The 2,886-nt window shown below is 38.6% G+C and carries 4 protein-coding genes; 2 read left to right on the top strand and 2 right to left on the bottom strand.

Annotated elements, in window-relative coordinates:
- Nucleotides 1-259: 259 nt before the first annotated feature.
- On the bottom strand, nucleotides 260-958 hold the full coding sequence (locus FCV43_RS19725) for a hypothetical protein (protein WP_136996131.1): 699 nt from the start codon (nucleotides 956-958) through the stop codon (nucleotides 260-262).
- A 194-nt stretch (nucleotides 959-1,152) separates the two neighbouring features.
- Here FCV43_RS19725 and FCV43_RS19720 point away from each other — a divergent pair, with 194 nt between their 5' ends.
- Nucleotides 1,153-1,398, top strand: coding sequence for a type II toxin-antitoxin system CcdA family antitoxin (locus FCV43_RS19720; protein ID WP_017053395.1), 246 nt, complete (start codon nucleotides 1,153-1,155; stop codon nucleotides 1,396-1,398).
- The gene (locus FCV43_RS19715; protein ID WP_017053396.1) at nucleotides 1,398-1,715 is read left to right on the top strand and encodes a CcdB family protein; all 318 of its coding nucleotides are present in this window, start codon (nucleotides 1,398-1,400) and stop codon (nucleotides 1,713-1,715) included. The genes FCV43_RS19720 and FCV43_RS19715 overlap by 1 nt, the downstream gene beginning before the upstream one ends.
- Nucleotides 1,716-1,842: 127 nt before the next feature.
- Here FCV43_RS19715 and FCV43_RS19710 read toward each other — a convergent pair whose 3' ends face one another.
- Complete coding sequence (locus FCV43_RS19710; RefSeq protein WP_136996130.1) at nucleotides 1,843-2,694, bottom strand: EcsC family protein; 852 nt, start codon at nucleotides 2,692-2,694, stop codon at nucleotides 1,843-1,845.
- Nucleotides 2,695-2,886 lie beyond the last annotated feature (192 nt).

Here is a 2,886-nt window from a genome sequence, read left to right as displayed (position 1 = left end):
GGTCAGTACCTAATAAAAAAGGAGAATTGTGCTCAACGAGACCATTGCGTATTTCATTGATATTTTCTTCTGTCGGATCTAAATCTAGCTCAAATTTCATTGTAATCCTCATGGCGACTAACGCCCAATTAAGGGGTGAGCAACGCTACCACCCAACTTAAAGTATTGTGCCCTAAACACTAAATTTGAAGTAGAGCCAAAAATGCCAAGCGTTGGGAATCCCTCTTAAATTGTTTGTTATATTTTTACCATCAACACCCTATTTGGTAAAATGTTCTTTGTGCCATTCGTAGTAAACTTTACTTCCTACCCAGTTACTAACCTTTCTCCCCGCTAGCTTTCGAATAATGGCTTTCAATTGAGGTGTTGTTTTTTTAGTGCTTTCTGCTATTAAGCCTGAATCAATATAAATGTACCCCTTTTCGAACAGATCATCACAGCCTGATTTGCACATCAAAGTCGCCACATTATCAAAGTCTAAACGTTCTTCAATGCTACAGCTGGTACGCCTTTTGATATGCGCTGCGACAAGGAAATCAACAGGAAGTAGATTCCCACATATAGTACAAAGAGCGCTCTCTTTTTTCTTGGTCAAGTGTAGCCTCAAGAAAGTTTGCTCCTTTCTTGACGTTGCTTGTGTCTGAAAATCGAGCTCTTTAATTTTTGCTAATTCTTTTAAGTGCCCACTAACTGAAACTGAAGGGGTTGACCCTATATCTGAGCACTCTAAATTCTGATGACAAATGTAAGACGCTCTTGGGTCAACAGATTTATTGGACATTCGCAGCCCATAGCCCTCTAGATATAATGTTTCTACTTCCTCAAGAGTTTTGATATAAACCTGATCAACTGCAAATTTTGAAGTAGTTGCCACATAATAACCCTCACGATTAATATGAGGAGTCATTATTGTACCTTCATGCTTACCACTATTTTTACGAGCTATGATTTTTCCCATGTTTTCCTCAAAATATAACGCCCAATTAAGGTGCGACAACGCTATTACGCCCAAACTAAACCATTACACCATAAACACTAAATTCAAATCGGAGTGAAACCGCCACGCGTTGGGAGTCACTCTTAAATTGTTTGTTATATGCTTATTTTGCACCTATACTTCATGCGCATACAAAACACGCATAGGTTACCATTATGAGAAATACATATAGCACACAAACACCAAAGAAAGCTGCAAATTTGAGCTTGAATAGCGAATTACTTGCTGAAGCTAAACGACTAAACATAAATCTTTCAGCGACAATGGAAAAAGCACTCGAAAAAGAAGTAAGCCAGCGTCTTAAAACAGAATGGCTTGAGCAAAATTCAGACGCGCTTCACGCATGCAATGAACTTACTGAAAATCATGGGTTATTTTCCGATTCTTACCGAGTATTCTAATGTCACAATTTTCACTATACCAAAACAACGATAAAAGCACCGCTACCGCATACCCTTACTTTGTTGATGTTCAAAGTGAGTTGCTTGATACGTTAAATACTCGCTTAGTTATACCACTAACACCTATCGAGCTATTAGAAAAGAAAGCACCTAGCCACCTTTGCCCTGTAATCCACATTGATGAAGGTGACTTCGTGATCTTAACCCATCAAATGGCTAGCGTACCAACAACAATATTACGTGAACCAGTCAATGAATTGAGCACTTTCAGAAATGAAATCATAGCTGCTATCGACTTTCTAATCACTGGCATATAACGCCGCATTAAGGGGTGAACAACGCCTCCACCCAACCTAAAGCATTGTATCGTAAACACTAAATTTGAAGTAGATGCAAAAATGCCAAGCGTTGAGAATCCCTCTTAAATGCTTTGTTATACAAATACTAATTGATTTCTATGATTTTTTTGTTTTCTATTAACCAACGCTCTTGGAATGCTCTACGTGCAGCCCAACCAACTTCTTTAATATACCAACCATTAACAGAACCACCTACTACAGCACCAATTGCAGGAATTGCCTGTAAAGCCTTCCTCTTTGTAAGATTAATACCTAATTGTTTAGCTAGTGTTTTAATACTCATAATTGCAGCTTCTTGGCACATTTTATCTTCTGCTGCCTTTTGTGCCATTTTTTTCCACGTTTGCTTTGTGATATTAACTTCAATGGTTCTCAAGGTAGTTAAAGCTGCAACTTTTTCAGACATATCATTTGCACCAGAAGCCGACAGAATTGCCAACACAAACTCTCTGTCTTCTTTAGTTTTAACCTCAAATCCGTAACAAATACCAATTTTGTGAATTGTTCTAAGCGCTAAGGTAATGATTGCAGGAATATCTACCGCTATACCAGCAACACCAGCTGCTCCAGTTCCAGCACCTTCGGCAGTCGCTATTCCTATAGCCCAGTTATGGATTTCATTTGCAAGGTCATCAGAAAGCTCCAAATCCTTATATTTTAGATCGGTGATCGCCGTAACCTTTGCATCACGTAGAATATCGTTAGTATCAGTTAACCACTCAGCAGCCGTAGAAGAAAAATCTAAAATCCCCTTAATCGCAGCGGTTGGTACAACCTGGTTAACTAACCAGGTTAAAGGTGATAGAACGAAGCCAATACCTTTTGAAATAACTGACGGCTCTTCAAGCTTCCAATCTCGGACAAGTTTGATTTGCTTTTTTTCATAAGGAGTTAAATCGAACTCCAATTTTTCTGCTATAGCTGTATCTATAATCATGAATCTTACCAAAAGAAAATAATAGGAATACCATACCATATAGTTGCGATCATTTGTATAACGCCGCATTAAGGGGTGAACAACGCTGCCACCCAACCTAAAGCATTGTACCGTAAACACTAAATTTGAAGTAGAAGCAAAAATGCCAAGCGTTGAGAATCCCTCTTAAATGCTTTGTTATATTGCCCGCAC

It is taken from the genome of Vibrio genomosp. F6, from assembly GCF_005146325.1.
GTDB classification, from domain to species: domain Bacteria; phylum Pseudomonadota; class Gammaproteobacteria; order Enterobacterales; family Vibrionaceae; genus Vibrio; species Vibrio cortegadensis.
Note: the sequence above shows the minus strand (reverse complement) of the source record. Positions and strands in the feature narration are given on the sequence as shown.